The 26,052-nt window shown below is 71.6% G+C and carries 19 protein-coding genes and 2 tRNA genes; 17 read left to right on the forward strand and 4 right to left on the reverse strand.

Annotation, left to right across the window (positions count from 1 at the left end; genetic code table 11):
* Positions 1 to 21: 21 nt before the first annotated feature.
* Together J7W19_RS22120 and J7W19_RS22125 are read left to right on the forward strand one after the other, a co-directional pair.
* Positions 22 to 1,182, forward strand: a complete 1,161-nt coding sequence (locus tag J7W19_RS22120) for a ferritin-like domain-containing protein (protein WP_004955934.1) — start codon at positions 22 to 24, stop codon at positions 1,180 to 1,182.
* Between the two features lie 149 nt (positions 1,183 to 1,331).
* Positions 1,332 to 2,147: a polysaccharide deacetylase family protein gene (locus J7W19_RS22125; protein WP_051072788.1), complete on the forward strand. Its 816-nt coding sequence runs from the start codon at positions 1,332 to 1,334 to the stop codon at positions 2,145 to 2,147.
* Between the two features lie 124 nt (positions 2,148 to 2,271).
* Here the strand turns inward: J7W19_RS22125 and J7W19_RS22130 are convergent.
* From J7W19_RS22130 to J7W19_RS33100, 3 genes are all read right to left on the reverse strand, one after another.
* Positions 2,272 to 2,344: transfer RNA gene (locus tag J7W19_RS22130), tRNA-Arg, on the reverse strand.
* Between the two features lie 157 nt (positions 2,345 to 2,501).
* A complete protein-coding gene (mrdA, locus tag J7W19_RS22135; protein ID WP_004952520.1) occupies positions 2,502 to 4,679 on the reverse strand; it encodes a penicillin-binding protein 2 in 2,178 nt (725 codons plus the stop codon).
* Between the two features lie 111 nt (positions 4,680 to 4,790).
* Complete coding sequence (locus J7W19_RS33100) at positions 4,791 to 8,015, reverse strand: penicillin binding protein PbpA (RefSeq protein WP_004952517.1); 3,225 nt, start codon at positions 8,013 to 8,015, stop codon at positions 4,791 to 4,793.
* 722 nt (positions 8,016 to 8,737) lie between these two features.
* Here J7W19_RS33100 and J7W19_RS22145 point away from each other — a divergent pair.
* Positions 8,738 to 9,973, forward strand: coding sequence for an AAA family ATPase (locus tag J7W19_RS22145; RefSeq protein WP_004952514.1), 1,236 nt, complete (start codon positions 8,738 to 8,740; stop codon positions 9,971 to 9,973).
* A 47-nt stretch (positions 9,974 to 10,020) separates the two neighbouring features.
* A complete protein-coding gene (locus tag J7W19_RS22150) occupies positions 10,021 to 10,635 on the forward strand; it encodes a hypothetical protein (protein ID WP_004952512.1) in 615 nt (204 codons plus the stop codon).
* 233 nt (positions 10,636 to 10,868) lie between these two features.
* On the opposite strand, the gene J7W19_RS22155 is transcribed toward J7W19_RS22150, so the two are convergent.
* A tRNA-Arg gene (locus J7W19_RS22155) sits at positions 10,869 to 10,940 on the reverse strand.
* Positions 10,941 to 11,066: 126 nt separating this feature from the next.
* Between J7W19_RS22155 and J7W19_RS22160 the strand changes: the two genes are divergently transcribed.
* The 13 genes from J7W19_RS22160 (at position 11,067) to J7W19_RS22220 (ending at position 25,909) form a co-directional block, all read left to right on the forward strand.
* Positions 11,067 to 11,612, forward strand: a complete 546-nt coding sequence (locus J7W19_RS22160) for a response regulator (RefSeq protein ID WP_086025285.1) — start codon at positions 11,067 to 11,069, stop codon at positions 11,610 to 11,612.
* A 193-nt stretch (positions 11,613 to 11,805) separates the two neighbouring features.
* The gene (gene nrtL / locus J7W19_RS22165) at positions 11,806 to 12,660 is read left to right on the forward strand and encodes an ArgS-related anticodon-binding protein NrtL (protein ID WP_040892086.1); all 855 of its coding nucleotides are present in this window, start codon (positions 11,806 to 11,808) and stop codon (positions 12,658 to 12,660) included.
* A gap of 44 nt (positions 12,661 to 12,704) precedes the next feature.
* The gene (lysA, locus tag J7W19_RS22170; RefSeq protein ID WP_004952503.1) at positions 12,705 to 14,096 is read left to right on the forward strand and encodes a diaminopimelate decarboxylase; all 1,392 of its coding nucleotides are present in this window, start codon (positions 12,705 to 12,707) and stop codon (positions 14,094 to 14,096) included.
* A gap of 184 nt (positions 14,097 to 14,280) precedes the next feature.
* A complete protein-coding gene (locus J7W19_RS22175) occupies positions 14,281 to 15,573 on the forward strand; it encodes a homoserine dehydrogenase (RefSeq protein WP_040892085.1) in 1,293 nt (430 codons plus the stop codon).
* 16 nt (positions 15,574 to 15,589) lie between these two features.
* Positions 15,590 to 16,672 (forward strand): threonine synthase, encoded by a 1,083-nt coding sequence (gene thrC / locus J7W19_RS22180; protein WP_004952497.1) that lies wholly within the window; start codon positions 15,590 to 15,592, stop codon positions 16,670 to 16,672.
* Positions 16,673 to 17,188: 516 nt separating this feature from the next.
* Positions 17,189 to 18,103 (forward strand): homoserine kinase, encoded by a 915-nt coding sequence (gene thrB / locus J7W19_RS22185; protein WP_004952494.1) that lies wholly within the window; start codon positions 17,189 to 17,191, stop codon positions 18,101 to 18,103.
* 414 nt (positions 18,104 to 18,517) lie between these two features.
* On the forward strand, positions 18,518 to 20,572 hold the full coding sequence (gene rho, locus J7W19_RS22190) for a transcription termination factor Rho (RefSeq protein ID WP_004952492.1): 2,055 nt from the start codon (positions 18,518 to 18,520) through the stop codon (positions 20,570 to 20,572).
* A gap of 395 nt (positions 20,573 to 20,967) precedes the next feature.
* A complete protein-coding gene (locus tag J7W19_RS22195; protein ID WP_152262396.1) occupies positions 20,968 to 22,083 on the forward strand; it encodes an LCP family protein in 1,116 nt (371 codons plus the stop codon).
* A 162-nt stretch (positions 22,084 to 22,245) separates the two neighbouring features.
* Positions 22,246 to 22,470 carry a 50S ribosomal protein L31 gene (rpmE, locus tag J7W19_RS22200; protein ID WP_004953295.1) on the forward strand — a complete coding sequence of 75 codons (225 nt, stop codon included), beginning with the start codon at positions 22,246 to 22,248 and terminating at the stop codon, positions 22,468 to 22,470.
* 127 nt (positions 22,471 to 22,597) lie between these two features.
* Complete coding sequence (prfA, locus tag J7W19_RS22205) at positions 22,598 to 23,674, forward strand: peptide chain release factor 1 (RefSeq protein WP_004953294.1); 1,077 nt, start codon at positions 22,598 to 22,600, stop codon at positions 23,672 to 23,674.
* 47 nt (positions 23,675 to 23,721) lie between these two features.
* Positions 23,722 to 24,567 carry a peptide chain release factor N(5)-glutamine methyltransferase gene (gene prmC / locus J7W19_RS22210; protein WP_004953292.1) on the forward strand — a complete coding sequence of 282 codons (846 nt, stop codon included), beginning with the start codon at positions 23,722 to 23,724 and terminating at the stop codon, positions 24,565 to 24,567.
* A gap of 47 nt (positions 24,568 to 24,614) precedes the next feature.
* A complete protein-coding gene (locus J7W19_RS22215) occupies positions 24,615 to 25,262 on the forward strand; it encodes an L-threonylcarbamoyladenylate synthase (RefSeq protein ID WP_004953289.1) in 648 nt (215 codons plus the stop codon).
* Positions 25,259 to 25,909, forward strand: a complete 651-nt coding sequence (locus tag J7W19_RS22220) for an arsenate reductase/protein-tyrosine-phosphatase family protein (protein WP_004953287.1) — start codon at positions 25,259 to 25,261, stop codon at positions 25,907 to 25,909. The genes J7W19_RS22215 and J7W19_RS22220 overlap by 4 nt, the downstream gene beginning before the upstream one ends.
* The last annotated feature ends 143 nt before the right edge of the window (positions 25,910 to 26,052 follow it).

Genomic DNA, 26,052 nt, shown 5'->3' on the forward strand with positions numbered 1-26,052 from the left:
AGGAAGCGAAGGAGGCGTCCGATGGCGACGCGACAGCTCTACGCGCACGAGCCCGACGAGCCGCTGTGGGAGGTCCCCGCGAGCGGCGCCGCCCGCTTCGGCTGGGAGTACGAGGAGGGCCGCGAACGGCTCCTCGCCCTCTACCGGAAGGGCAAGGACAAGCAGTGGGACGCCGCCAAGCGCATCGACTGGGACGTGGAGGTCGATCCGTACGACCCGCTCGGCGTCCCCGACGAGAACATGGCGGTGTACGACACCCCGTACTGGCACCGGATGGGCGAGGCGAACCGGCGCGACATGCGCCGCCACTACGCCGCGTGGCAGTTCAGCCAGTTCCTCCACGGCGAGCAGGGCGCACTGGTCTGCGCGAGCCGGATCACCGAGTCGGTGCCCGACCTCGACGCCAAGTTCTACTCCGCCACCCAGGCCATGGACGAGGCCCGGCACGTGGAGGTCTACAGCCGCTTCCTGCACGAGAAGATCGGCATGCTCTACCCCGTCGACGCCAGCCTTCGGGAACTCCTCGGGGACACCCTGCGCGACTCCCGCTGGGACATGCCCTACCTGGGGATGCAGGTCCTCATCGAGGGGCTCGCCCTCGCCGCGTTCGGCATGCTGCGCGACTTCACCGAGAAGCCGCTGCCCAAGCAGATCCTCACCTATGTGATGCAGGACGAGGCCCGGCACGTCGCCTTCGGCCGGCTGGCACTGCGCGACTACTACGCGCAGCTCGGCGACGCCGAGCTGCGCGAGCGCGAGGAGTTCGTGATCGAGGGCTGCTACCTGATGCGGAACCGGCTGCGCGGGGAGGCGGTCCTCACGGACTTCGGCATCCCGGCCGCGGAGGCGGTGGAGCTGAGCGAACGGTCCGACTTCGTCCGGGCGTTCCGCAAGCTGCTGTTCAGTAGGATCGTCCCCTGCGTCAAGGACATCGGGCTGTGGGGCGAGCGCCTGCGGCGCGCCTACGTCGACCTCGGCGTCCTCGACCTGGGCGACGCCAGCCTGGACCGGTTGATGGCCCAGGACGAGGAACTCGCCGAACAGCTCGACGCCCGGCGTTTCGCCGCCGAGGAGGCGGCCCGCGTCGCCGAAGTGGCGCGCGTGATCGCGGAGGGCGAAGCGCCGGACGTGAAGGAGGACGGTATTCCGGGAGAAGATGGCGGAGGAAAGCCGGAAGAGTGACCGCCGTACGGTGATTGAGGACGTCTCAGGCGCGTGAGCGCCTGCTTTGTCACTGTTTTGTGAGCGATACCGCATAACGGAACGGCATGCGGTACAAGCACGTCTTCGCGGGCAGGGAACAGACAGGCGTGCGAGGGAGTGGATCGTTCATGACGCGAACTACCGGGCGGGGGCGGCACATCGCGGTGGCGGCCGGGTCGGGCCTTGCGCTCGTGGCCGTGATACTGGGCTCGGTGGCCGTGGCCAACCAGACGTCGGGCGGTGGCGGGGGCGAGCATGTCGCCGCCGACGCCAAGGGCCCGTCGGCGAAGGTGCCCCGCGAGCGGGGCAAGGCCGCCGAACCCGACGCGGGGGGACCGGTGTCGGAGGAGATCTCGCACGACAGCGAGAGCCCCGGCAAGGTCGTCAACATCACCATCGACGACGGCCCGGACCCCGTCTGGACGCCCAAGGTGCTGGACCTGCTGCGCCGGAACGACGTCAAGGCGACGTTCTGCATGATAGGTCCGCGAGCCAAGGAGTACCCGTCCCTGGTCAAGAAGGTCGTCGCGGAGGGGCACCGGCTCTGCGACCACTCCATGGACCACAACACGGCCATGGACAAACGCCCCGAGTCGTACCAGGCGAGCCAGATCCTCGACGCCCAGAAGCTGATAGAGGACGCCGCCGGCGACGGCGTGAAGGTGCGGTACTACCGCGCTCCCGGTGGCGCGTTCACCCCGTACAGCCGCAAGGTGGCCGCCGCGCACGGGATGCGGCCGCTCGGCTGGCAGGTCGACAGCCGCGACTGGCAGCGTCCGGGCACCGCCCGCATCGTGGCCAACGTCAAGCGCGAGGTCCCCAACGGCCCCACCATCCTCTTCCATGACGCCGGCGGCGACCGCAGCCAGACGATGGCCGCGATGGAAGAAACGCTTCCGTGGCTGAAGGCGCAGGGATACGGCTTCAGCTTCCCGAAGATCTGAGGCGAGCCGGGGGCGCCGTTCCGGCGCCCCCGCCCCTCGGGAAGAGCGCTTACCGCGCACGGGAAGAGCGCTTACCGCGCAAAAAAAGAACCCGCTTCGTCGAAACGAAGCGGGTTCCTCGCGGTGCGCTCGGCAGGATTCGAACCTGCAACCTCTTGATCCGTAGTCAAGTGCTCTATCCGTTAAGCTACGAGCGCGGGCTTGCGAGAAATACTTTACACGCCCCACGGACCCCCGATGACCAGGTCAGGGGGTATTCGGAAAAGAAACGACTGTGACGGTCGCCACTTCCGCTCGCGGCCTCTTGCGGCCTGGGGGAATTCCCGGCGGCGATACCTGGCGAACGGCCCGCCCTCAGTCGCGCCGTCCGCGTCCCGGGGCCGGCGCCCCGGTGGCCGGCGGTTCCGGAGCGCCCTGCTCGTCGGGCCGGTACTTCCCGATCTTCGGCTCCTCGATGGTCCCGTCAGCGTTGATCTTCGGCAGGCTCTTCTGCGGGGTGGGCAGCAGCGCCTTCTTCGGGTCGACCGAGCCCTTCCCGTCGACGCCGTACAGCGCGCTGTAGATGTTCCGCACGGCCGGGGCCGAGGCGCCGGAGCCGGTGCCGCCCTGCGCGATCGTCATCACCACCGCGTAGTCGTCGCTGTAGGTGGCGAACCACGAGGTGGTCTGCTTGCCGTAGACCTCCGCCGTGCCCGTCTTGGCGCGCAGCCGGATCCGGTCCTGCGGCCAGCCACCGAAGCGCCAGGCGGCCGAACCGCGGGTGACGACCCCCGCGAGGGCCTGGTCCATCTCGTCGCGCAACCGCTTGCTCACGGGCAGTTTCCCGCGCGCCTTGGGGGTGAGCTCCCGCACCTTCTTCCCGTCCGGGCTGATCACCGCCTTGCCGATGGAGGGCGTGTAGAGCGTGCCGCCGTTGGCGAGGGCCGCGTAGACGCTCGCCATCTGGACGGGCGTGACGAGGGTGTCGCCCTGGCCGATGGAGTAGTTCACGGCGTCACCGGCGCGCAGCAGGTCGCCGCCGCGGCAGTTGTCGTAGGCGATCCGCTCGGCGTAGCTCCCGTCCTTCTTGCCCTGTTTGCACCAGGCGTCCTTGTTGGCCTCCCAGTACCGCTGCTTCCACCGGCGGTCGGGGACCCGGCCGGGGACCTCGTTCGGCAGGTCGACCCCGGTGGTCGCGCCGAGGCCGAACCGGTGGGCCGTCCGGTAGAACCAGTCGCCGGCGCCGCCCTTCGCCCGGAGTCCGCCGTCCGCGCGCCACTCGTCGTGGGCGAGCCGGTAGAAGACGGTGTCGCAGGAGACCTCCAGGGCGCGGCCCAGGGAGATCGGGCCGTGGTTCGCCGACTCGAAGTTCTTGAAGACCTGGCTGCCGATCCGGTACGAGCTGGAGCAGTCGTAGGGCCCCTCGTAGGAGTGGCCCGCGTCGACCGCGGCCGTGGTGGAGATCACCTTGAAGATCGAACCGGGCGCCGACTGGCCCTGGATCGCCCGGTTGAGCAGCGGGTGGTGGGAGTCCTCGCCGGTGAGCTTGCGGTAGTCGGCGGCCGAGATGCCGCCCACCCAGGCGTTCGGGTCGTACGTCGGCGCGGACGCCATGGCCACCACGCGGCCCGTCTTCGCCTCCATCACCACGACGGCGCCGGAGTCCGCCTTGTAGTTCTCGCCGGTGTTGTGGTCCCACTCCTTGCGGGCGGCCTTCATGGCCTCGTTCAGCTCGTACTCGGCGACCCGCTGGACGCGGGCGTCGATGCTGGTGACGAGGTTCGAGCCGGGCACCGGCGGGTCGGTCTCGGCCGTGCCGATCACGCGTCCCAGCTTGTCGACCTCGTGCCGGGTCACGCCGGCCCTGCCGCGCAGCACCTCGTCGTACTGCCGCTCCAGCCCGGACCGGCCGATCATGTCCGAGCGCAGGTACGGCGAGTCGCCGTCCTTGGCCCGCGCCACCTCCTCGTCGGTGACGGGGGAGAGGTAGCCGAGGACCTGCGCGGTGTTGGCCTCGCCGGGGGCCGGGTAGCGGCGCACCGCCGTGGGCTCGGCGGTGATGCCGGGGAAGTCCTCGGCGCGCTCCCGGATCTGGAGCGCCTGCCGGGTGGTGGCCTTGTCGGTGATCGGGATCGGCTGGTACGGAGAACCGTTCCAGCACGGCCGTGGCGTCTTCGCGTCACACAGCCGGACCTTGGCCATGACCTCTTTCGGGTCCATGTCCAGCAGCCCGGCGAGCCGGGTGAGCACCGCCTTGCCGCGGTCCTTCGCCTTCGACAGCTCGGTCCGGGACGCGGAGACGACCAGGCGGCTCTCGTTGTCCGCGAGCGGCACCCCGCGCGCGTCGAGGATCGACCCGCGCACGGCGGGCTGGACGGACCGCTGGACGCGGTTGCCGGTCGCCTCCGCCGCGTACTCGTCCCCCTTGCGGATCTGGAGGTACCAGAGCCGCCCGCCGAGGGTCAGGAGCAACGAGAAGACGAGGATCTGGACGACGACGAGCCGTATGCGGATCCGCTGCGTCCGGCCGCCGGTCTCCGGGATGTTGGTCACGCGCGGCATTCCCCCCACAGGAACCGAACAGTCGTACCAGCAGCAGAGCTTAGGCGACGTGGGGGGAGCGCGGCATCGGGGGGCGGGGCAGGCCCGTCCTTCGGTCGCGGATCAGCCGATCCGGGTGATCCGCGTACCGAAGGACGGCTCCTTGAGCGCCGACTTCACCACGACGGGGACCTTCCCGGCCGCCGACCCGGGCCCGGGGGTGGCGATCAGCTCGCCGACGACGGTCCCGCGCTTGGCCGTACGGGCGAGGGCCCGTCCGCCGTCGCGGAAGGTGACGCGCACCCGCTGCCCCGGCAGGCCGACGACGGTGAGGTCCTTGGCGGCCACGACGGGCGTCCGGCCGCCGAACCCGTCGTCGACATGCCCGACGACTTGCCCCTTGCGCACGACGGTGGCGGTGGTCAGCCCCTTGCGCACGGCCGCGACGACCTTCCTGCTGTTCTCCAGCACCAGGGCGAGGCTGTTGGAGCCGTTCGGGTCCGGGCCGGTGACGTGCTGGTCCATCATCGTGCCGAGGACCAGCCGTTCCTTCCCGTCCACGGTGGCCCGCGCGGCCCACGACAACGTGCCGCCGGCGGGGGTGTTGGAACCGGTCTTGATGCCCTCGACGCCCAGACCGGCGGTGAGCAGCGGGGCGTTGTTGTTGTCGATGTGCCCGGCACCCGGGATGTCGGCCCCGACCATGGAGACGACGGACCGGAACGCCTCCGACTTCATCACGGCGTCGGCCAGCTTGAGCTGGTCGACGGCGGTGCTGACGGTCCCGCGGTCGAGGCCGCTGGGGTCGGTGTAGGTGGTGTTCCGCATGCCGAGCGCCTTGGCGGCGTCGTTCATCTTCCGGACGAACGCGGTCTCGTCCTTGGACTTGGTGTCCCAACGCGCCAGCATCCGGGCGATGTTGTTGCCCGACGGGATCATGAGCATCCGCAGCATGTCCAGCTCGCTGAAGCTCTGCCCTTCCTGGAGCCCCTCGACGCGGGACTCGTCCTCGGCCGTCCCGTCCGTCACGGTCTTGGCGTCGATCGTGATCCGCGGCCCCTTCTCGCCCTTGGCCAGGGGATGCTCGCGCAGCACCACGTAAGCGGTCATGATCTTGGCGACACTGGCGGTCGGAACGGGCTTCTCCGCCCCGAACGTCCCGACGGTCCCGCCCCCGGCGACCATGACGGCCCCCTGGCCCTTCTTCGGCCACGGAATGACGAACCGACCCCCCGGAACGGTGACCGTGGAAGCGGCCTCCCGCACCTTCAACTCGGGCGAGGGCAACGGCCGCACCATCTGCACGACCAGAAACACGACGACGAGCAGCGCGAGCACACCCCCACCCAGCAGGACGGGCCGCCGCCGCGCGGCTTCCCGCGCCACGCCCCGCACACCGGCGTCACCGGACTCGGCACTCTCCGCCCCGGCACCACCGCCACTCTTGCCCACGACACCGGCAGGACCGGGCGCGGGCACGGCGACCTTGACCGGCCCGGTGGCTTGGGGCTTGGTGCCCGCCGGGGACTTGGCGGAGGCGGCGGCTTGGCTCGATCCGCCGGTCTTGGGCTTGGCGTCTGTCGGGGGCTTTGCCGAGCCCGCGCCCGTGCCCTTGGTGGGAGCGGCGGCCTTGGACTTGGCATCCGCCGGGGGCATTGCCGAGCCTGCGCCCTTGGACTCGGCGGAGGCGGATGCCTTGCCCGCGCCGCGGGCGGCCTGGCCCCCGGCCCGGGGCACGGCCTTGCCCTGCGGCTCGGCGGGAGCATCGGCCTCGGACTCGGCTTCGGCATCGGCCTCGCCCATGCCGCCGCGCTCGGTTCCGGTCTCCGCCGGCGCCTTGCCCCGGGCAGAGGGCTCCGACTCGGTGCCGCCGCTGACCGCGGCAGCGTTGCCGGTGGCGGCGGCCTTGCCCCGCCCGCCCGACCGGACGCCGTCCACGACGTCGCCACTCGCCGCCTTCACGCTGCCGGGCTCACCACCACTCGCGGCAGCGGCCACGTCCGCACCTTCGGTCCCGGAGGCACGGGCGGCGGCATCGCCTTCCGTACCACCCACACCGTCGGCCTCGGCCGCGTCCGCACCGCCGACAGGTCCACCGACCTTGCCCGTGGCAGCGGGCTCGCCCTCCCCGGACCGGCTGTCGGTGGCCACCCCGTTCGTGCCACCGGATTCGGCCCCGGTGTCGCCTTGGTCCGTGCCGTCGCCGGTGGTTCCGACGGCAGAAGCACCGGCCGCGCCCTTGGCGGCGGGCTTGTCCGTCGCGGACTTGCCGCGGGCCTCGGCCGTCTTCTTCGCACCGCTATCGGCCTCGGCTTCGCCCTGGCCCCCGACCTCGCCGGAGGCGACGGCGGCAGCGGTGCCGGGCTCGCCCTTCCCGGACTCGTCGCCGGTCTCGACTTCGGCCGCGTCCCGGTCTTCGACGGTGCCGGAGGCGACGGCGGCGAGGTCGCCCGCCTTGTCCGCGGCGCCGCGCCCGGACTTCCTGCCGGACTCGCCGGTCTCGTCCGTGTCCGTACGGGCCTCGTCCTGGTCTCGCGTCGTGGCCTTGCCCGCCGCGCCGGCTGTGGAACGTTCCGTGGATGCGGCGGGAAGCCGGTCGTCCGCAGGATCCGGTACGTCTTTGGCGTCCGCGGTGCGGGCGGTGCCCTTCGTAGCGCTCCCGGCAAGGGACTTGGGGCCGGCGCCGCCGCTCTTGGCCTCGGACCGGGGAGCGCCTCCGCTGCTCGCCTCGGCTCCGTCCGCGTCATCCGACGCGGCGGGACTGCCGACGGCGTCCGGGACGCGGACGGAGCCGTGCTCGGAGTCGGCTGAGGTTCCGCTGCCGGGGCGGACCTCGGTACCGGCGTCCGCCGCGCCATGAGCGGCGGACGCTTCGGCGTCGGCCTCGGTGTCGTCACCGGGCCGAGGGGCGCCCATGGTGTCGTCACCCGGCCGGGAGCCGCCCTCGGCGTCGGCGGTCACCTTGCCGGACACCTCGGCACGATTCCGCGCCTGGGCGCCGGCCGCCGCGTCGCGCGCGGTGTTCTGCCGGCGAGACTTCGCCTCGGACGCGTCGGAACTCCCGGTCGCCGGCCGGGCCGCCGCGGCCTCGGCGCCCGCGTCGGGCCCGGGCTCCGTCGTCCCGCCGGCGGACGCCGCGCGGTCGCCGGCGCGCGTACCGCCCTCGGCGGAATCGGCGGACTCGGCGTCCCGCTCGGCGCCCACCGCCGTCCCGGCCGCCCGCCCGCGCGAGGCGTCGGCACCGGCCCGTTCGGACGCGGCGCCGGACGCGGTCGCTTCACGTTCGTCGGAGGAGACGTCCGCCCGCGTCGGCTGCTCGTCGGGTGCGTCGGGGGATCGGCCCGCCATCCATGTCTCCTACGTCGCGTGTCCTGGTGCCGCGGGCCGGTGTCACGCCCGGCGGACCCGGCGGTCCACGACTGAGACACTCAGGTGCGCCCGAGCACCGCGAACGCGGGAAAGGACGGTGTGGAGAGACGCCGGGAACCGGACTCCGCACAGGCCCTCCCCCTGGGCCTGAAGGCCGTTCACCGTACGGCGGCGTCAGCGTAACCGATCACTGTTCGACGCCGTCCCGTCCGCCCGGCCCAGCCGACGAGGCCGCAGCCGGAGGGCCCTGTGTCTCAGGCGCTCCCGGCCTGTCGACGGTTTTGAACAGCGTCGCCGCCACTCGCGGCCGGAGCACGTTGTCGGAAACCGTGCCGCACCCTCGCCGCCGATGGACAGACGGCAATAGGAGGGCTTCGCCGCGCTCATACGCGGACTGGCGTGTCCGCTCGGTGGCACCGCCCGTCGTCTCCGCCAACGTCATGCACCGGAAGACCGTCGCCAGCGGCGAGCACACGGTTCTGCTGGGCAGTCCCGCCCTCGCGGGCCCGCGAGACCATGCGCGCCCGACAGGGGCGCTGCTCGAGAGCGTGGGAAGCACCGGTGTCGCCCCGTCGGGGGCATCCGCGGTGAACTGGATCCGGCCTCTGGTTCTGTCCGGCGGGAGGCTACGAGGCGCGGCGGCGGCTGCGTTGTCGCGGGAGCTGTCTTTGCCGCGATCGCCTACCGGATAGATTCGCCTCATGCCCAGCCGCCTCCTCGAACTCCACGTCGAGAACTTCCGAAGCCTGCGAGACGTGACCGTCCCGCTTGGCCCGCTGACCGTCCTGGTGGGGCCGAACGGTGTGGGCAAGTCGAACGTGCTGAAGGTTTTCGATTTTCTTGCCGACATCATTCGCACGGACCTTCAGCCGGCGCTCGACGTGCGCGGCGGCTTCGACGAAGTTGCCTTCTGGGGTGGCGTCAAGCCCCCCACCTTCATGCGCGTCCAATTGAAAGCGACCTGGACGAGCAACTCCACACTTAATGCGCCTGACCAGTACAGTCTCACGATCCGGCGACGATCCCTGCCGGCGAACCGGGACAGCAGCCGGGCCGCCTACACCCTGTCCCGTGAGGAGAGCTTCGTATTCAAGCGAACCCAGGGGAGGGGACGGCGCATCACCATTTCCGGCGAGGAAGCGCGCGTGGTCGACAGGCGCGCGGGCAAGGAGGAAGGCGGCGGGAGGTTCGGTATCCGCAGACTGAGCAGTGGCTTGTCCACGCTTCCCAGGCTCGGTCCCGCGGACGGCGGTGACGAGGTGACCCGCGTTGCGGAACGCCTCTCATCCTTTCGGGTCTTCGACGTCGATGTCGCCGCGGCTCGTATGCCCACTCGGCTGCGTGCCGCAGACATGGATACGCTGGCGTCCCATGCCGAGAACCTCGCTGCTTTCCTGATCAACCTCAGTGGGCGTGAGGAGATCTGGGAGAACCTGGTCGAAGACGCCCGGCGGGTGCTGCCGCAACTGGAGAGCATCGAGTTCGAGGAGGCCGGCGGTTCGACCGACCAACTGACGGTCGTTCTGCGCGAGCGAGGCCTGCGCCGCCTGACCCCTCTGGCCGATGCCTCTTACGGCACGGTCCGCTTGTTGGGGCTGCTCGCCCTTCTCTACGATCCTCACCCGCCGGCCTTCACCTGTATCGAGGAGATCGATCACGGGCTGCACCCGCAGGCGCTGGAGCTCATCGTGGAGCGGCTGCGGGAAGCCTCTGAGCGTACGCAGCTCATCGTCGCCACTCACTCTCCCGCCCTCGTGAACCGGCTTCGACCTGACGAGTTCGTCGTCTGCGACCGGGACGATGGAGGCGCATCGGTCATTCCGGCGCTCACGGCGACGGAAGTCGAGGAGATCGTCGAGGAGTCGGGAGACCAGCCACTCGGCGAGCTCTGGTTCGCGGGCGTGCTCGGCGGCGACCTTACCGGGGGAGCGCTGTGAGCGGCAGAGGCCGGGGAAGTGGCTCGCGCGGCAGTTCCCCAAGCAAAGTGATTGTTCTCGCCGGTGAGGACCAGAACGACTGCGACATCATGGCGGCTTTGATACGTGCGCACCGCCCCGACTTGTGTGCGGCTGCCAAGCTGGTTCGCATCAATGACCCCGTGCGACTGCGCAAGAAGTCCGGCGCCGATCTGAGCGCGGCGGTAAAAGCGCTTGTCGGTAAGGCGCGGGCCAAGGCGCTGCAGCAGAAGGCGCAGCTTCTCGGGTTTGTCGTCCACGAAGACCTGGATGGATTCACCGATCCCCACTACAGCAAGGTCCGTGCAGCGGTCTCCGCTGAACTCGACCGTCAGTGCACGAGCTTCCACCACACTGCGCTGGCGCTTGCCGCCTGGGAATCGGAAGGCTGGCTACTCCTCTTCCCGGATGCTTTCCCGCACGTACGCCCCAGGTGGAAGGTTCCCCCTCGGCTGCGGGGAAGGGACATGGGCCGGGTCAAGGAACCCAAGGAGGAACTCAAAGGACAGCTCGGGTCACCGCGCTTTCGCGAGAGCGACGGCCCCCTGGTCGCGCGTGCCGCTTTGGAGCATGGTCTGATTCGCGCCCCCGAGGGCGAAAACGACTCGTACATGGACTTCGTCGAGGAGCTCAGGAACTGGTGAGCACCCGGGTACCGGAGGCCGTGCAGGGTTCCGACAGGTGCCGCTAGGTCTCGTTCGCGGGGTTCGCCCACGAAAGATGGGCGGGGACGTTCACGGCCCGGGCCGGCTCAAGGGAACAAGTCAACGTCCCGGTCCGTGGCGCCCGTCGGCGGCCGGATCCATCCACGCATACGGGAAAACCCCGCCTCACCGGTTTCGGTGGTAGGCGGGGCTTTCCGGCACTTCCTGCGAAGTGCCCCCGGCAGGATTCGAACCTGCGCACACGGCTCCGGAGGCCGTTGCTCTATCCCCTGAGCTACGGGGGCGTGTCTTCCGTTCGCGGTCTCGCTCGCGGCGACAGGAAGAACAGTACCAGCTCCGGGCGGGTGATCCGTAACGGGTTCCGGAACGGGCGCCGGTGGAGGGAGGCCGGGTCGCTCTCGGGGGTGGAAGTGGGGAAAACCCGGACGCGGTGCGGTGGGCGCGCCTACCCTCGGGGTGTGCCTGGCTTGCCCGGCCGGGTCCTCGTTGTCGACGACAACAGGGTCATCCGGCAGTTGATCAGGGTCAACCTCGAGCTCGAAGGCTTCGAGGTCGTGACCGCGGCCGATGGTGCCGAGTGCCTGGAGATCGTGCACCGGGTGCGCCCCGACGTCGTGACCCTCGACTTCGTGATGCCCCGGCTCGACGGCCTGCGGACGGCGGCGCGGTTGCGGGACGATCCGCGGACGCGGGACATACCCATCGCCATCATCAGCGCCTGCACGCAGCTCGAAGCGGAGGGCGGGCGGTCCGCCGGGGTGGACGCGTTCCTGGCGAAGCCCTTCGAACCGGCGGAGCTCGTGCGGACGGTGTGGGGGCTGCTCCTGGGGCGCGGGGTGCGTGACGGGGGCGACGGGGAGGCGGGGGAGACGGCGCCCGGTGACGCCGGGGCCGGAGCGGGGACGGGGACCGGGGCCGGGACCGGGACCGTGGTGCGGCCCACCGGCTGCCCATGAGAACGGATCGGCGTGACGACGGACCAGCGTGACGACGGACCGACGTGGCAGCGGCCCGCCCTGGCGACAGCCCGTGTTCGGCGGACCGGCGTGAGGCCGATCGCCCCCGAGGACGGATGTAGGGGGCATGTCCGGGGAACATCGGGGAAACCGGCTGGCGGAGCGACCCGCTTCCTCCCCTAGGCTTGCCCCTGTGACCCCCGCAGATCTCTCCCGTACCGTGCTGCGCGCCGTGCGTCGTGCCATCGACGCCGACGAGCTGCGCGCCGTGGCGCCGGCCGCGGTCGGGATCCGGGTGCCGCCGCACCCGGGCAGTGGGGACTACGCCACCGAAGTCGCCCTGCGGCTCGCCAAGGAGAGTGGACGGCCCGCCCGGGAGGTCGCCGAGCTGCTGCGGCGCCGGCTGGTACGGGAGCCCGGGATCGCCCGGGTCGACATCGCCGGCCCCGGGTTCCTCAACATCACCCTCGCGGGTGCCCCGCACGCGCGGCTCGTACAGGACGTCCTCGCGCGGCGCACGGACTCCGAGCCGCTCCCGCTGCACCCCTCCGACGAGCTCGTCCGGCGGCTCGGGTCCGACGCCGCCCGCTGGAGCCTGGTCAGCCCGCCCGGCCTCGACCGCCGCCTGCTGCTGGTGCAGCGCGAGGCCAACCCCCTCTTCCGGGTGCGGTACGCCCACTCCCGGTGCCGCGCCCTGCTGCGCAACGCCCACGACCTCGGGTTCGGCCCCTCCGTCGCCGACGGCGGCGAAGGCACGGAGGGCACCGACGGCCCCGACCTCTTCGGTGCCGGCTCCGGGCCCCTGATATCCGGCCTCGCCGATCACCCCCGCATCGTCGCCGCCCGTGACCCCGAGCGGCTCGCGCGGGCCCTGGAGCGCCTGGCCGACGCCTTCCTCCGCTGGCAGACGTCGTGTCCGACGCTGCCCCGGGGGGACGAGAAACCCTCGGTCGTCCACCGCGCCCGCCTGGCCCTCGCCGAGGCCACGGGCACGGTGCTCGCCGACGGCCTCCACCAGCTCGGCATCACCGCACCCGCACATCTCTGAGACCCCACATCTCCGAGCACCGAGCACCCGAGGAGATCAGCGCCATGAGCCGCTCCGCCCACCCCGCCGGGCCCCGCTACGCCGACGTCCTGCCCGAGGGCCACTACCCGGCGCCCCCCGCCGACCTCAACGCCCTCCACCCGCGCGTCTGGTCGCGCACCGTCTCCCGGAACGAGGACGGCGTCGCCACCGTCGGCGGGCTGGACGTCAAGCGGCTGGCCGAGGAGTTCGGCACCCCCGCCTACTTCCTCGACGAGGACGACTTCCGGGCCCGCTGCCGCGCCTGGCGCGAGGCGTTCGGACCGGACGCCGACGTCTTCTACGCGGGCAAGGCGTTCCTCTCCCGGGCCGTCGTGCGCTGGCTGACCGAGGAGGGGCTCAACCTCGACGTCTGCTCCGCCGGCGAGCTGGCCACCGCGCTCGACGCGGGCATGCCCGCCGAGCGGATCGCCCTGCACGGCAACAACAAGTCGGCCGAGGAGATCAGCCGGGCCGTCGAGGCCGGTGTGGGCCGGATCGTCGTCGACTCCTTCCAGGAGATCGTGCGCGTCGCGCACACCGCCCAGCGGGCCGGGAAGCGGCAGCGGGTGCAGATCCGGGTCACGGTCGGCGTCGAGGCGCACACCCACGAGTTCATCGCCACCGCCCACGAGGACCAGAAGTTCGGCCTGCCGCTGGCCGGCGGCCAGGCCGCCGAGGCCGTCCGCCGCGCGCTCAAGCTGGACGGGCTCGAACTGATCGGCATCCACTCGCACATCGGCTCGCAGATCTTCGACACCTCCGGTTTCGAGGTCGCCGCGCACCGCGTCGTCGGCCTGCTCCGCGAGATCCGCGACGAGCACGGCGTCGAGCTGCCCGAGATCGACCTCGGCGGCGGCCTCGGCATCGCCTACACCCCGGACGACGACCCCCGCGAGCCGCAGGAGATCGCCACCGCGCTGCGCGCCATCGTCGAGCGGGAGTGCGCGGCGGCCGGGCTCGCGGTGCCGCGCCTGTCCGTCGAGCCGGGGCGCGCGATCGTCGGTCCCACCGCCTTCACGCTGTACGAGGTGGGGACGGTCAAGGAGCTCCCCGGACTGCGGACGTACGTCAGTGTCGACGGCGGCATGTCCGACAACATCCGTACCGCGCTCTACGACGCCGACTACTCGGTGGCCCTGGTGTCGCGTACGTCGACGGCCGACCCGATGCTCTCCCGCGTCGTCGGCAAGCACTGCGAGTCCGGTGACATCGTGGTCCGCGACGCCTTCCTGCCCGCCGACGTCGCCCCCGGCGACCTCCTCGCCGTGCCCGCGACGGGCGCCTACTGCCGCTCCATGGCCAGCAATTACAACCACGCGCTGCGGCCCCCGGTCGTGGTGGTGAAGGACGGCGCGGCCCGGGTGATCGTCCGGCGGGAGACGGAGGAGGACCTGCTCCGCCTCGACGTCGGCTGACGACTCCGACGTCGGCTGACCCCCTGACATCGGCTGACGACGCCCGGCCGATCACAGCCCCCGCCGGCCGCCCGAAAACCGGCCGGCGGATGTCGGAATCTCGGATACTGGACGGGGGAGCGAATCCCTCCGACCGGTGAGTGAGACTGGTGTACCACCCAAGATGTACGAGAAACGAGGTCGGATGATGCGTACGCGTCCGCTGAAAGTGGCGCTGCTGGGCTGTGGAGTGGTCGGCTCCGAGGTGACGCGCATCATGACGACGCACGCCGACGACCTCGCGGCCCGGATCGGCGCCCCGGTCGAGCTGGCCGGCATCGCGGTGCGCCGGCCCGACCGGGTCCGGGCCGGGGTGCCCGCCGAGCTGATCACCACCGACGCGACCGCGCTGGTCAAACGGGGTGACATCGACGTCGTCGTCGAGGTCATCGGCGGCATCGAGCCGGCCCGCACCCTGATCACCACCGCCTTCGAGCACGGCGCGAGCGTCGTCTCGGCCAACAAGGCGCTGCTCGCCGAGGACGGCGCCGCCCTGCACGCCGCCGCCGGGCAGCACGGCACGGACCTCTACTACGAGGCCGCCGTCGCCGGCGCCATCCCGCTGATCCGCCCGCTGCGCGAGTCCCTCGCCGGCGACAAGGTCAACCGGGTGCTCGGCATCGTCAACGGCACCACCAACTTCATCCTCGACAAGATGGACTCGACGGGCGCCGGCTATCAGGAGGCCCTGGACGAGGCCACCGCCCTCGGCTACGCCGAGGCGGACCCCACGGCCGACGTCGAGGGCTTCGACGCCGCGGCCAAGGCCGCGATCCTGGCCGGTATCGCCTTCCACACCCGCGTCCGCCTCGACGACGTGCACCGCGAGGGCATGACGGAGGTCACGGCCGCCGACTTCGCCTCCGCGAAACAGATGGGCTGCACCATCAAACTGCTGGCCATCTGCGAGCGCGCCGCCGACGGCCGGTCGGTCACCGCCCGCGTCCACCCCGCGATGATCCCGCTCAGCCACCCGCTGGCCTCGGTCCGCGAGGCGTACAACGCGGTGTTCGTCGAGGCCGAGGCCGCCGGGCAGCTGATGTTCTACGGGCCGGGCGCCGGCGGCGCGCCGACCGCCTCCGCGGTCCTCGGCGACCTGGTCGCCGTCTGCCGCAACAAGCTGGCCGGGACCACGGGCCCGGGCGAGTCGGCGTACGCGCGGCTGACCGTCAGCCCCATGGGCGAGGTCGTCACGCGCTACCACATCAGCCTCGACGTCGCCGACAAGCCGGGCGTCCTCGCCCAGGTGGCCACGGTCTTCGCCGAGCACGGCGTGTCCATCGACACCGTCCGCCAGCAGGGCAAGGACGGCGAGGCGGCGCTGGTCGTCGTCACCCACCGGGCCCCCGACGCCGCCCTGTCGGCGACGGTCGAGGCGCTGCGCAGGCTGGACACGGTGCGCGGGGTCGCCAGCATCATGCGCGTCGAAGGTGAGTAGGGGAGCAAGGAAGACCATGTCTGCGAACAACGGCAACGCCGCCACCCGTCAGTGGCGCGGCATCATCGAGGAGTACCGCGACCGCCTCCCGGTCTCCGCGGACACGCCGGTGGTCACCCTGCGCGAGGGCGGCACGCCCCTGGTGCCGGCCCAGGTGCTCTCCGAGCGCACCGGCTGCGAGGTGCACCTCAAGGTCGAGGGCGCCAACCCCACCGGCTCCTTCAAGGACCGCGGGATGACGATGGCCATCACCCGGGCGAAGGAGGAGGGCGCCAAGGCCGTCATCTGCGCCTCCACGGGCAACACCTCCGCCTCCGCCGCCGCCTACGCGGTGCGCGCCGGGATGGTCTGCGCCGTCCTGGTGCCCGAGGGCAAGATCGCGCTCGGCAAGATGGGCCAGGCCCTGGTGCACGGCGCCCGCATCCTCCAGGTCGACGGCAACTTCGACGACTGCCTGGACCTGGCCCGCGCCCTGGCCGACAACTACCCGGTGGCTCTGGTCAATTCGGTCAATCCGGTGCGCATCGAGGGCCAGAAGACCGCCGCCTTCGAGATCGTGGACGCGCTCGGCGACGCCCCGGACATCCACGTCCTGCCGGTGGGCAACGCGGGCAACATCACCGCGTACTGGAAGGGGTACAAGGAGTACGCCGCCGACGGCGTCGCCTCCCGCACCCCGCGGATGTGGGGCTACCAGGCGTCCGGCTCGGCGCCGATCGTGCGCGGCGAGCCGGTGAAGGAGCCGCACACCATCGCCACCGCCATCCGCATCGGCAACCCCGCCTCATGGCGGTTCGCCGAGCAGGCGCGTGACGAGTCCGGCGGGCACATCGACGAGGTGACCGACCGCCAGATCCTCGCCGCCTACCGGCTGTTGGCCGCGCAGGAGGGCGTCTTCGTCGAGCCCGCCTCGGCGGCGAGCGTCGCCGGTCTGCTGAAGGCCGCCGAGCAGGGCAAGGTGGACCCGGGCCAGCGCATCGTCTGTACGGTCACGGGCAACGGCCTCAAGGACCCCGACTGGGCGGTGGCCGGTGCCCCGCAGCCGGTGACCGTACCGGTGGACGCGGCCGCGGCGGCCGAGCGGCTCGGGCTCGCGTAGCGGCGGGCGGCGGCCGTCCCACGGTCCGTGACCCCGGCCGCGTACCCGCGCGTCCGCCGCGTACGTACGCCGCCCCCCCCGGGCGGCCGCCCCTCACGGGACGGCCGCCCGGCTCCCGGGAGGGCGCAGGCACCTCCCGGCGCCGGGCGCGACGCGACGGACGGGCGGGGCGCGGCGGACCCGTAGTGGACACGACGGACCCATAGACGGACCCATAAAGGAACACCGGAGAAAAAGGGAGAGCGAAAAATTTCGCCCGCTCCCCTCCGAATCCGCGAATCCGCAGGTCACAACCCCGACGAAAGCCCGCCAAAATCGACACGGGGCATGGCTTGGCGTGCGACACGCATCGCGCGCCTCCTGTGCGCCCTATGTCGCCACAGAACCTTCCTTCGATAGGCTGTCCTCACTCCGCCCCGTCGCTGACCCAAGCCGCCCCCCATGCGGTATCGCCGTCGCGGCCCTTGCGGATGTCGCACGCCCTACCAAGGCCACATCAAGGAGAGTCATCGAGCGATGGCCGGTCCCGCCTTCCGCGCCGCCGCCGTCCGAGTGCGCACCCCCGCCACCAGCGCCAATCTCGGTCCCGGCTTCGACGCCCTCGGTCTGTCCCTGGGGCTCTACGACGACGTCGTGGTCCGGGTGGCCGAATCCGGGCTGCACATCGACATCGCCGGCGAGGGCGCCGATTCGCTCCCGCGCGACGAGGGTCACCTGCTCGTACGGTCCCTGCGCACCACGTTCGACCTGCTGGGCGGCCAGCCGCGCGGCCTGGAGGTCGTCTGCGCCAACCGCATCCCGCACGGCCGCGGCCTGGGCTCCTCGGCCGCCGCGATCTGCGCCGGGATCGTCGCCGCCCGGGCGGTGACCATAGGCGGGGCCGAGCGGCTCGACACCACGGCGATGCTGGAGCTGGCCACCGAGATCGAGGGTCACCCGGACAACGTCGCGGCCTGCCTGCTCGGCGGTTTCACCCTGGCCTGGATGGACGGGGGAGCGGCCCGCGCGGTGCGGATGGACCCCGCCGATTCCATCGTTCCGGTGGTCTTCGTGCCCGGTCGTCCCGTGGCGACGGAGACCGCGCGCGGCCTGCTGCCGCGCACGGTCCCCCATGTGGACGCCGCGGCCAACGCCGGTCGGGCCGCGCTGCTCGTCGAGGCCCTGACCAGGCGCCCCGACCTGCTGCTGCCGGCCACCGAGGACCGGCTCCACCAGGAGTACCGCGCCCCGGCGATGCCGGAGAGCGTGGCCCTGGTCAACCGACTGCGGGCGGACGGCGTCCCCGCGGTCGTCTCCGGCGCGGGCCCCACGGTGCTCGCGCTGGTCGAGGACAGTGCGGCGGACAAGGTCGCACGGCTGGCGGGCGAGGGGTGGGCGGCCAACCGGCTGTCCCTCGACGCCGGGGGGACGAGTGTGCTGCCGCTCGCCTGACAAGGGGCGGAACGCGGTGGCACACCGCCGAGGAAGGCCCCGCGGAAAACGCGGTTGCCGGACTTTGAGAGGGGGAATGTTTGTGGGATCCGGTAGTGTTAACCTCAAGTCTGCACCCGAAGCCACGTCGGCTCGGTGCTCTGTGTCCCGATCAGGGACCGCTTTTCTTCCGGGAGCCTCCCAGACTGCCTGAGCAGATTCGAGCACGCTCCGGAAATCGGCGTGGGCGACATGAGTGATGCGATGCGTCTTGTCCTCACTGATTTCCCCACGTCGGCATCAACGCACTGATTCTTCCGCCGTACCGCGGCGGACCACCGCCCCGGCCCGGTCCGCGATCAGGACCGCAGCCGGACAGCACAACCGGTCGCCGAGCCAGACAGGCCGACGCCCGCTCCAGGGAAGGACCCCTTCGTGAGCGACACCACCGATCTGATGGGCGTGAACGCCGCGGGCACCAAGGGTGCCGCGGGCAATGCCTCCGCGCCCGCCACGGACGCTCCCGCCGCGCCTGCCACCGGTGCTTCCGCCGCCCCCCGGCGGCGACGCTCGGGCACGGGCCTCGACGCCATGGTCCTGGCCGAGCTCCAGCAGCTCGCCTCCAGCCTCGGCATCAAGGGCACCGCGCGGATGCGCAAAGGCCAGCTGATCGAGGTCATCAAGGAGAGGCAGGCCGGTTCCGGCGCCTCCGCCAAGCCCGCCGCCGAGCCGGCCGCGGAGCAGCCGGCGGAGAAGCCGAAGCGCCGCGCCACCTCCCGGGCCCGTACCGGCGAGGCCGCCGAGAAGACCGCCGAGCAGGCACCCGCCGCCCAGCAGCAGATCGAGATCCCGGGCCAGCCGGGCAGCGAGGAGGCGCCGGCCGGCGAGCGCCGCCGCCGCCGTGCCACCGCCCCCGCGGGCTCCCCGGAGCCCACCGCCGAGGCCCGCACCGAGGCCCGTGCCGAGGTGCTGACCTCGGAGAAGCCCGAGGCCGCGGTGGACACCGCCGAGGGCCGGGGCGCCAAGGGCGACCGCCAGGAGCGCGGCGACCGCGCCGAGCGAGGCCAGAAGGGCGACCGCCGCGAGCGGGGCGACCGCGGTGAGCGGGGCGAGCGCGGCGACCGTGGTGAGCGCGGCCAGCGCGACCGCCGCGACCGCCGCGGCGACGAGGCCGGCGCCGGCCAGCAGGGCGGCAACCGCCAGCAGCGCGCCGGGCGCGCCGAGGGCCCGCAGGACGACTTCGACGACGAGGCGGGCGGCCGCCGCGGCCGGCGCGGCCGTTACCGCGACCGCCGGGGCCGTCGTGGCCGCGACGAGTTCGCCAACGAGCCGCAGCTGTCCGAGGACGACGTCCTGATCCCCGTCGCGGGCATCCTGGACATCCTCGACAACTACGCGTTCATCCGCACCTCCGGCTACCTGCCGGGCCCGAACGACGTCTACGTCTCCCTCGCCCAGGTCCGCAAGAACGGCCTGCGCAAGGGCGACCACGTCACCGGCGCGGTGCGGCAGCCGAAGGACGGCGAGCGGCGCGAGAAGTTCAACGCCCTCGTGCGGCTCGACTCGGTGAACGGCATGGCGCCCGAAACCGGCCGCGGCCGCCCCGAGTTCCACAAGCTGACCCCGCTCTACCCGCAGGACCGGCTGCGGTTGGAGACCGACCCGGGCGTTCTGACGACCCGTATCATCGACCTGGTCGCCCCCATCGGCAAGGGCCAGCGCGGTCTGATCGTGGCCCCGCCGAAGACCGGCAAGACCATGATCATGCAGGCGATCGCCAACGCGATCACCACCAACAACCCCGAGTGCCACCTGATGGTCGTCCTGGTCGACGAGCGTCCGGAAGAGGTCACCGACATGCAGCGGTCGGTCAAGGGCGAGGTCATCTCCTCGACCTTCGACCGCCCGGCCGAGGACCACACCACCGTCGCCGAGCTGGCCATCGAGCGCGCCAAGCGCCTCGTGGAGCTGGGTCACGACGTGGTCGTGCTGCTCGACTCCATCACCCGCCTGGGCCGCGCCTACAACCTGGCGGCGCCCGCCTCCGGCCGCATCCTGTCCGGTGGTGTCGACTCGACCGCGCTCTACCCGCCGAAGAAGTTCTTCGGTGCCGCGCGGAACATCGAGGACGGCGGCTCGCTGACCATCCTGGCCACCGCGCTGGTCGAGACCGGCTCGCGGATGGACGAGGTGATCTTCGAGGAGTTCAAGGGCACCGGCAACATGGAGCTCAAGCTCGACCGGAAGCTCGCCGACAAGCGCATCTTCCCCGCGGTGGACGTCGACCCGTCCAGCACCCGCAAGGAGGAGATCCTGCTCGGCGGCGAGGAGCTCTCCATCGTCTGGAAGCTCCGCCGGGTGCTGCACGCGCTGGACTCGCAGCAGGCCATCGAGCTGCTCCTCGACAAGATGAAGCAGACGAAGTCGAACGCCGAGTTCCTGATGCAGATCGCCAAGACGGCGCCCGCGCCGGGCAACGGCAACGACTGACCCGGCGACCGCCGGCAGTCCCCGGAACCTCCCCGTCACGTCCGTGGCGGGGAGGTTCCGCGTTTTTCGGGGATTCCGGGACCGTTGTCCGGATCCCACGGGCACCCGGTGTCGCCTTCGTGATCTTGTCGAGTCCTCACCGTGACCTTCTGAGACTTCCGCCACAGGGGCACCCGCCGAAGCGCGGCGCACCGACGCCGATGCGACGGGCGAAAACGCAGGTGACAGGGGGTGTGGGTGGGTTTGTCGCGGCGTTCCGTCCGGTCGGTTCATAAGAAGGGGCTCTCACCGCTCCGTGCAACCCTGTCGCAGACCTCGCCGTCTGAAAGTGGCGAGGCACCGCGCCTGATCGGGCGGCAGGGGGGAAGCCGAACCAGCGGAGGACTGAGGAGCGTATGGCGGACGAGACCAGGGGCAGGCAGGCGGGAGCGCGCCGTCGGCGCCCCGGCGGACCCCATGGCCGCAGGCGCAAGCCCCGCGCGCGCCGCACGGGCTGGCGAATAGTCCTCTGGACGGCCGCGGCGCTGGTCGTCCTGGGCGGATCCGGGATCGGGTACGTCTACTTCAAGCTCAACGGCAACCTGCACGGCGTGGACATCAACTCCGCGCTCGGCACCGACCGCCCCGACAACGTGGACAACGGCTCGCAGGACATCCTCGTCCTGGGCTCCGACTCGCGGGCCGGCGACAACAACAAGTACGGCCGGGACGAGGGCAGCTCCCGCTCCGACACCGCGATGATCGTCCACGTCTACGCGGGTCACAAGCAGGCCAGCGTGGTCAGCATCCCGCGCGACACCATGGTCCCCCGGCCCGAGTGCAAGACCCTCGACGGCAAGACCAGCCCGGCCGTCCGGCGGGCGCAGTTCAACGACGCCTACTCGGTGGGCGGCGCGGTCTGCGCCGTGAAGACCGTCGAGGCCATGACCGGGATCCGGATGGACCACTACCTGGAGGTCGACTTCGCCGGCTTCCAGAAGCTCATCGACCGGCTCGGCGGCGTCGAGGTGACCACCACCAAGCCGATCCACGACAAGTGGAGCCACCTCGACCTCCCGGCCGGCAAGCACACCCTCAACGGCGAGCAGTCGCTCGGCCTCGTCCGCACCCGGCACGGCGTCGGCGACGGCAGCGACCTCGGCCGGATCAAGCTCCAGCAGGCGTTCATCAAGGCGCTGATCGACCAGGTCAAGTCCGTCGGCCTGTTCACCAGCCCGACCAAGCTCTACGGGATCGCGGACACCGCCACCAAGGCACTCACCACCGACTCCGACCTGGCCTCGGTCAACAAGCTGCTCTCCTTCGCCAACGGCCTCAAGGGCATCGGCTCCGGGGACATGCACATGGTGACCCTGCCCGTCACCACCGACCCGCTGGACAAGAACCGCGTGGTGCCTCTCGCGTCCGCCAAGGAGATGTGGCGGGCGCTGCACGAGGACAAGCCGATCCCCGCGTCGGCCCTCAAGGGCGGCGAGGGGACGAAGACGGACGCCGACGGCGTCGTGAAGTAGTCCGCGGCCGGTCGCGCCCCCCGGAAAGAGCCTGGGAATAACGGGCTCCCGGACCCCGTTTTGGGGGATGCGACCGGTACTGGCAGACTGGTACGTCGGCCCCGGTTCACGTACGGCAATCCCGCCGCACGACCCGGTGCCCTCCCGAACCTAGGAGATCCCTTGAAGCGCGACATCCACCCGGAGTACGTCGAGACCCAGGTCAGCTGCACCTGTGGCGCCTCGTTCACCACCCGTAGCACCGTCGCGGACGGCACCATCCGTGCCGACGTGTGCTCCGAGTGCCACCCGTTCTACACGGGCAAGCAGAAGATCCTCGACACCGGTGGCCGTGTGGCGCGGTTCGAGGCCCGCTTCGGCAAGAACGCCGGGTCCGCCAAGAAGTAGCGACCCGCAGGCGCCGGTCGGCCGTCCCTCCTCGGCGGGGGACGGCCGCACCGGCGCTTTGTCGTCCGGCAGGTCCGTGACAGGTCCGTCACTTCCAGCAGCTCCGTCACCTTCGTAGGGAATCCTGATGTTCGAGGCAGTCGAGGAACTGATCGGCGAGCACGCCGACCTCGAGAAGCGGCTCGCCGACCCCGCGGTCCACGCGGACCAGGCCAACGCCCGCAAGCTCAACAAGCGCTACGCAGAGCTGACCCCGATCGTCGGCACGTACCGCTCCTGGAAGCAGACCGCGGACGACATCGAGACGGCCCGCGAGTTCGCGGCCGACGACCCCGACTTCGCCGCCGAGGTCAAGGAGCTGGAGAAGCGGCGCGAGGAGCTCACCGAGAAGCTCCGCCTGCTGCTCGTCCCGCGCGACCCCAGCGACGACAAGGACGTCATCCTGGAGATCAAGGCCGGTGCCGGCGGCGACGAGTCCGCGCTCTTCGCGGGCGACCTGCTGCGCATGTACCTGCGCTACGCCGAGCGCGTCGGCTGGAAGACCGAGATCATCGACTCCACCGAGTCCGAGCTCGGCGGCTACAAGGACGTCCAGGTCGCCGTCAAGACCAAGGGCAACGTCACCCCCGAGCCCGGCCAGGGCGTCTGGGCCCGGCTGAAGTACGAGGGCGGCGTGCACCGCGTCCAGCGCGTGCCGGCCACCGAGTCCCAGGGCCGCATCCACACCTCCGCCGCCGGCGTGCTCGTCACGCCCGAGGCCGAGGAGATCGACGTCGAGATCAACCCCAACGACCTGCGGATCGACGTCTACCGCTCGTCCGGCCCCGGCGGCCAGTCCGTCAACACCACCGACTCGGCCGTCCGCATCACCCACCTGCCGACCGGCGTCGTGGCCTCCTGCCAGAACGAGAAGAGCCAGCTCCAGAACAAGGAGCAGGCCCTGCGCATCCTCCGCTCCCGGCTGCTCGCCGCGGCGCAGGAGAAGGCCGAGGCCGAGGCCGCCGACGCGCGCCGCAGCCAGGTCCGCACCGTCGACCGCTCCGAGAAGATCCGGACGTACAACTTCCCGGAAAACCGGATCTCGGACCACCGGGTCGGCTTCAAGGCGTACAACTTGGACCAGGTGCTCGACGGCGAGCTGGACGCGGTCATCCAGGCGTGCGTCGACGCCGACTCGGCGGCCAAGCTGGCTGCCGCACAGTAGAGATCGCGTACGGAGTTGGTCATGGAGCGCAACAGGAGGAAGGTCCAGTGAACCTGCTGCTCGCCGAGGTGGCGCAGGCCACCCAGCGGCTGGCCGACGCCGGCGTGCCCTCCCCGCGCTTCGACGCGGAGGAGCTCGCGGCCTTCGTGCACGGCGTCAAACGGGGTGAGCTGCACCTGGTCGCCGACGCGGACTTCGACGCCCGCTACTGGGAGGCCGTCGCCCGCCGCGAGGCCCGCGAACCCCTCCAGCACATCACCGGGCGCGCCTTCTTCCGCTACCTGGAGCTCCAGGTCGGACCCGGCGTCTTCGTCCCCCGGCCGGAGACCGAATCGGTCGTCGGCTGGGCCATAGACGCGGTCCGCGCCATGGACGTCGTCGAACCCCTGATCGTCGACCTGTGCACCGGCTCCGGCGCCATCGCGCTGGCCCTGGCCCAGGAGGTGCCGCGGTCCCGCGTGCATGCCGTGGAGCTGGACGAGGGCGCCCTGTCGTGGGCGCGCAAGAACGTCGAGGGCTCGCGCGTCCAACTGCACCACGGGAACGCGCTCGACGCGCTCCCCGAGCTCGACGGCCAGGTCGACCTGGTCATCAGCAACCCGCCGTACATCCCGCTGACCGAGTGGGAGTACGTCGCCCCCGAGGCCCGCGACCACGACCCGCAGCTCGCGCTGTTCTCGGGCGAGGACGGTCTCGACACCATCCGCGGCCTGGAGCGCACCGCGCACCGGCTGCTCCGCCCCGGCGGCGTCGTCGTCATCGAGCACGCCGACACCCAGGGCGGCCAAGTGCCGTGGATCTTCACCGAGGAGCGGGGCTGGGCCGACGCGGCCGACCACCCCGACCTCAACAACAGGCCCCGGTTCGCGACGGCCCGGAAGGCCCTGCCGTGACCGCCACGGCACCCCAGACATCTGCCCCGTACGAGGAGGTTGGCTCAATGGCTCGGCGATACGACTGCGGCGACGCGACCGACCGCAGGACCGGTCTGCGCGAGGCGACCGCCGCGGTCCGCCGCGGCGAGCTGGTCGTGCTGCCCACCGACACCGTGTACGGCATCGGCGCGGACGCCTTCAGCCGCGACGCCGTCGGCGACCTCCTCCAGGCCAAGGGCCGCGGCCGGGGCATGCCCTCGCCGGTCCTCGTCGGCTCCCCGAACACCCTGCACGGGCTCGTCACCGACTTCTCCGAGCAGGCGTGGGAGCTCGTCGACGCCTTCTGGCCCGGTGCGCTCACCCTGGTCGCCAACCACCAGCCGTCGCTGACCTGGGACCTCGGCGAGACCCGCGGCACGGTCGCGGTGCGGATGCCGCTGCATCCCGTCGCCATCGAACTGCTCACCGAGTTCGGGCCGATGGCCGTCTCCAGCGCCAACCTCACCGGGCACCCGGCGCCGCAGACCTGCGACGCCGCCCAGGAGATGCTCGGCGACTCCGTCTCCGTCTACCTCGACGGCGGGCCCACCCCCGCGGACGTGCCGTCCTCGATCGTCGACGTCACCGGCAAGGTGCCGGTGCTGCTGCGGGCCGGCGCGATCAGCGCCGAGCAGCTCCGCGAGGTGGTACCCGACCTCGAGGTGGCGAATTGATCGCCCCGCAGGGGCGTGGCATAGCGGGACCGGAGACGAGCACCGACACCTTCCGCATCCTCCACGTCAGCACCGGCAACGTCTGCCGCTCGCCCATCACCGAGCGGCTGACCCGCCATGCCCTCTCCGAGCGCCTCGGCGACCCGGACGCGGGCGGGCTGGTGGTGGAGAGCGCCGGCACCTGGGGGCACGAGGGTGCCCCCATGGAGGCCCACGCCGCCACCGTGCTGACCGACTTCGGCGCGGACCCGCACGGGTTCACCGGGCGGGAACTGCTGGACGAGCACGTCATCCGGGCGGATTTGGTGCTCACCGCTACGCGTGATCACCGGGCTCAGGTCATCTCGATGGGGCACTCGGCCGGGTTGCGGACCTTCACGTTGAAGGAGTTCACGCGGCTGGTGCGGGCGATTGATCCGACGACCTTGCCCGCTCCGGACGGGGCCGGTGGGGTCGTCGAGCGCGCCCGTGCTCTGGTGCAGGCGGCTGCCGCGTTGCGGGGGTGGTTGCTGGCGCCCGACGCGGAGGCGGATGAGGTGCATGATCCGTACGGGGCGCCGATCACGTTCTTCCGCTCGATCGGCGAGGAGATCCAGGTGGCGCTGGATCCTGTGGTGACCGCCCTGACCGGGGTCCCGGCGGGTTGAGGGAGCCCCGGTCCCTCCCTCTCACCGTTTCCTGGGGCTGCGCCCCAGACCCCCCTTTTTCGCGGCTTCGCCGCTCGTCCTCAAACGCCGGACGGGCTGAAAGCGCCAGCTCAGGCACCATTCAGCCCGTCCGGCGTTTGAGG

The sequence above is a fragment of the Streptomyces mobaraensis NBRC 13819 = DSM 40847 genome (assembly GCF_017916255.1).
GTDB classification, from domain to species: Bacteria; Actinomycetota; Actinomycetes; order Streptomycetales; family Streptomycetaceae; genus Streptomyces; species Streptomyces mobaraensis.

Excerpts from the sequence above, each read along its gene's own strand:
- J7W19_RS22120 (WP_004955934.1), top strand. The coding sequence starts at position 22 with ATGGCGACGCGACAGCTCTACGCGCACGAGCCCGACGAGCCGCTGTGG.
- J7W19_RS22125 (WP_051072788.1), top strand. The coding sequence starts at position 1,332 with ATGACGCGAACTACCGGGCGGGGGCGGCACATCGCGGTGGCGGCCGGG.
- J7W19_RS33100 (WP_004952517.1), bottom strand. The coding sequence starts at position 8,015 with ATGGCGGGCCGATCCCCCGACGCACCCGACGAGCAGCCGACGCGGGCG.
- J7W19_RS22145 (WP_004952514.1), top strand. The coding sequence starts at position 8,738 with ATGCCCAGCCGCCTCCTCGAACTCCACGTCGAGAACTTCCGAAGCCTG.
- lysA (WP_004952503.1), top strand. The coding sequence starts at position 12,705 with ATGAGCCGCTCCGCCCACCCCGCCGGGCCCCGCTACGCCGACGTCCTG.
- J7W19_RS22175 (WP_040892085.1), top strand. The coding sequence starts at position 14,281 with ATGATGCGTACGCGTCCGCTGAAAGTGGCGCTGCTGGGCTGTGGAGTG.
- thrC (WP_004952497.1), top strand. The coding sequence starts at position 15,590 with ATGTCTGCGAACAACGGCAACGCCGCCACCCGTCAGTGGCGCGGCATC.
- thrB (WP_004952494.1), top strand. The coding sequence starts at position 17,189 with ATGGCCGGTCCCGCCTTCCGCGCCGCCGCCGTCCGAGTGCGCACCCCC.
- J7W19_RS22195 (WP_152262396.1), top strand. The coding sequence starts at position 20,968 with ATGGCGGACGAGACCAGGGGCAGGCAGGCGGGAGCGCGCCGTCGGCGC.
- prfA (WP_004953294.1), top strand. The coding sequence starts at position 22,598 with ATGTTCGAGGCAGTCGAGGAACTGATCGGCGAGCACGCCGACCTCGAG.
- J7W19_RS22215 (WP_004953289.1), top strand. The coding sequence starts at position 24,615 with ATGGCTCGGCGATACGACTGCGGCGACGCGACCGACCGCAGGACCGGT.